Origin of the sequence: Streptomyces sp. RP5T (genome assembly GCF_003933965.1) — a bacterium.
In the GTDB taxonomy this organism is placed as follows: domain Bacteria; phylum Actinomycetota; class Actinomycetes; order Streptomycetales; family Streptomycetaceae; genus Streptomyces.
The window spans coordinates 1-3408 of the sequence record NZ_RSAJ01000758.1 but is presented as its reverse complement, the minus strand read 5'-3'; the positions used below and the strand labels follow the sequence as shown (position 1 = coordinate 3408).

Genomic DNA, 3408 nt, shown 5'->3' with positions numbered 1-3408 from the left:
GCCCCCGCCGACCCCGTCCGCTGGCCCGACGTCGCCGTCGCGCCCGCCGCCTCGCGGGCCCGGACCGCCGTGACCGCCGCGCTCGTACGCCGGGCGTTGCGCAGGCTGCCCCTGCGGGCCGTGTTCGCCGGGAACGACACCGTCGGGCTGGGCGGCCCGCTGCTGGACATCCACGACCCCGACGCGTTCCACGGCCGCATCGGCACCGGCGGCCTGGTCGGTTTCGGCGAGTCCTACATGGCCGGCGAGTGGGACGCCCCCGACCTGGTCGCCGCCCTCACCGTGCTCGCCGCCCACGCGGCCGAACTGGTCCCGGCCCCGCTGCAACGGCTGCGCGGCCTGTGGGCACCGCGCCACCCCGACGAGGAGCGCAACACCCCCGACGGCTCCCGCACCAACATCAGCCGTCACTACGACCTGTCCAACGACCTGTTCGCACTCTTCCTCGACGAGACCCTCACCTACTCCAGCGCGGTCTTCCGGGGCTTCCCGGCGAGCTGGGACCGGCTCGCCGCCGCCCAGCACCGCAAGATCGACCGGCTGCTGGACCTGGCCGACGTCGGCCAGGGCACCCGGGTGCTGGAGATCGGCACCGGCTGGGGCGAGCTCGCCCTGCGGGCCGCCGCCCGCGGTGCCCGCGTCACCTCCCTCACCCTCTCCCGGGAGCAGCGGGACCTGGCCCTGGAGCGGGTGCGCGCCGCGGGCCTCGCCGACCGCGTCTCGATCGAGCTGTGCGACTACCGCGAGGCCCGCGGACAGTACGACGCCGTCGTGAGCGTGGAGATGATCGAGGCGGTCGGCGCGGAGTTCTGGCCGGTGTACTTCCGCACCCTGGACGAGCGGCTGGCACCGGGCGGCCGGGCGGCGCTCCAGGCCATCACCATGCCGCACGAGCGGATGCTGGCCACCCGCTCCACCTTCACCTGGATCCACAAGTACGTCTTCCCGGGCGGGTTCATCCCCTCCACGCGGGCCGTCGAGGACACCGTCCGCGACCACACCCGGCTGCGGCTCGCCCGCCGTGACGCCTTCGGCGCCCACTACGCCGAGACGCTGCGGCTGTGGCGGGAGCGGTTCGCCGAGCGCGGCGACGAGGTAGCGGCCCTCGGCTTCGACGAGACCTTCCGCCGGCTGTGGACCTTCTACCTCGCCTACTCCGAGGCCGGCTTCCGGGCCGGCTACCTCGACGTGCAGCAGTACCTGTTCACCAAGGAGAACCCGACCCCATGAACACCGCGCCCACCGCACCCGCCACCACCCGGTCCGGTGCCGCCCACCGGCTCGCCTCTCTGGCCACCGACGTCCTCGGCGGCCCCCTGCCGGTACGGCTGCGGGCTTGGGACGGCAGCGAATCCGGCCCCGCGGACGCCCCCGTCGTCGTCCTGCGCTCCCGGCGCGCACTGCGCCGCCTGCTGTGGCAGCCCGGCGAACTCGGCCTGGCGCAGGCCTATGTCACCGGCGAGCTCGACATCGAGGGTGACCTCGCCGAAGGGCTGCGCACGGTGTGGGCCGCCCGGCGGGAGCACGGCCTGCGCCCGCCCCGGCTCACCTCCGCCGACCGGGCGCGGGCGGCCGCCACCGCCGTACGGCTCGGCGTGGTCGGCCCGCGCCCGGCCGCCCCCGCCTCCCAGGCGCGGCTGCGCGGCGGCCTGCACAGCCGGGCCCGCGACCGGGCCGCCATCAGCCACCACTACGACCTGTCCAACGACTTCTACCGCCTGCTCCTCGACGACACGATGGCGTACTCGTGCGGCTATTGGGCCGGTGAGGACGCCGGCTTCGGACCGGCCGACGCCCAGCGGGCCAAGCTGGAGCTGATCTGCCGCAAGCTCGCGCTCAGGCCCGGGGCCCGGCTGCTGGACATCGGCTGCGGCTGGGGTTCGCTGACCCTGTACGCGGCGGAGCGCCACGAGGTGCGGGTCACCGCCGTCACCCTGGCCGCCGAGCAGGCCGCGTACGTGCGCGCCCAGGTGCGCGAGCGCGGTCTGACCGGTCTGGTGGAGGTGGTCTGCCAGGACTACCGGGACATCGAGGGCGGCCGCTACGACGCCGTCGCCACCGTCGAGATGGGCGAGCACGTCGGCGACGCGGAGTACCCGGCCTTCGCCGAGGCCCTGCACCGGCGGGTCCGTCCGGGCGGCCGGGTGCTGGTGCAGCAGATGTCGCGCGGCCGGGTCGCCCCCGGCGGCGGGCCGTTCATCGAGGCGTACATCGCGCCGGACATGCACATGCGCCCGCTCGGCGAGACCGTCACCCTGCTGGAGGCGGCCGGTCTGGAGGTGCGGCACACCGAGTCGCTGCGCGAGCACTACGTCCGCACCGTGAGCGCCTGGCACCGCACCCTGGAGGAGCGCTGGGACCGGTTCACCGCGCTGGTGGACGAGGAGACCGCCCGGGTGTGGCGGCTGTACCTGGTCGGCGCGGCCCTGGCCTTCGAGGAGGGCCGGATGGGCGTCGACCAGATCCTGGGCGTACGGCCGGGCCCGGCCGGCGACAGCGGCATGCCGGCGACCACGTCCGGCTGGTACGAGGGGCTGGAGCGGCTGTGAGCGGCTTCCCGTGGGGCGCGTTCGCGCTCAACCTGGCCTGGGCCGCCGCCGCGGCGCTCGCCGTCATGCTGGTCACCTTCGCCGTCGCGGTGCGCCGGGGGCTGCACCGGATCGTGGACATCGCCTGGGGCGTCGGCTTCACGGCGGTGGCCGCGGTGTCCCTCGCCGCGTCCGCCGGGGAGGGCGACGTCGTACGGCGGCTGCTCGTCACCGCGCTGACGGCGGTCTGGGGGCTGCGCCTGGCGGTGCACATCGCCCGGCGGGGCCGCGGTCACGGCGAGGACCCGCGCTACGAGGCGCTGCTGGCCAAGGCCCCGGGCAGCCGGAACCTGTACGCCCTGCGGATGGTGTACCTGCTCCAGGGCGCCCTGGTCTGGCTGGTGTCCCTGCCCGTGCAGGCCGCCGTCTACGTGCCGGGCCGTCCGTCGGCCCTCGCCTGGGCCGGTGCCGCGCTGTGGGCGGTCGGTCTCGCCTTCGAGGCGGTCGGGGACGCCCAGCTGGCCCGGTTCAAGGCCGATCCCGCGCACCGGGGACAGATCATGGACCGCGGGCTGTGGGCGTGGACCCGGCACCCCAACTACTTCGGTGACTTCTGCGTCTGGTGGGGCCTGTACCTGCTGGCCTGCGACCTCCCGGCGGCGGCCGCCGTGTCCGTCGTCTCCCCGCTGGTGATGAGCCTGCTGCTGATCAGAGGCAGCGGAAAGCGGCTGCTCGAACGGCACATGGCCGACCGGCCCGGCTACGCCGAGTACCAGGCCCGCACGAGCGGTTTCCTGCCCCGGCCGCCGAGGAAGAAGGAGGTGGGCCCGTCGTGACGGACCGGATCGCAGGACACGGGGACCGGAGCGGGGGGCGGGGC

General features: G+C 75.1%; 3 protein-coding genes. All 3 read left to right on the top strand.

All coding sequences use genetic code 11. The features are described 5' to 3' along the window. Positions 1-1230 (top strand): class I SAM-dependent methyltransferase (locus EHS43_RS40490; protein ID WP_125195535.1); only part of this gene is annotated, 1230 nt, incomplete at its 5' end. Continuing rightward, positions 1227-2549, top strand: coding sequence for a cyclopropane-fatty-acyl-phospholipid synthase family protein (locus EHS43_RS40485; protein ID WP_125195534.1), 1323 nt, complete (start codon positions 1227-1229; stop codon positions 2547-2549). The genes EHS43_RS40490 and EHS43_RS40485, both read left to right, overlap by 4 nt. After that, positions 2546-3364, top strand: a complete 819-nt coding sequence (locus EHS43_RS40480) for a DUF1295 domain-containing protein (protein ID WP_125195533.1) — start codon at positions 2546-2548, stop codon at positions 3362-3364. The genes EHS43_RS40485 and EHS43_RS40480 overlap by 4 nt, the downstream gene beginning before the upstream one ends. Positions 3365-3408 lie beyond the last annotated feature (44 nt).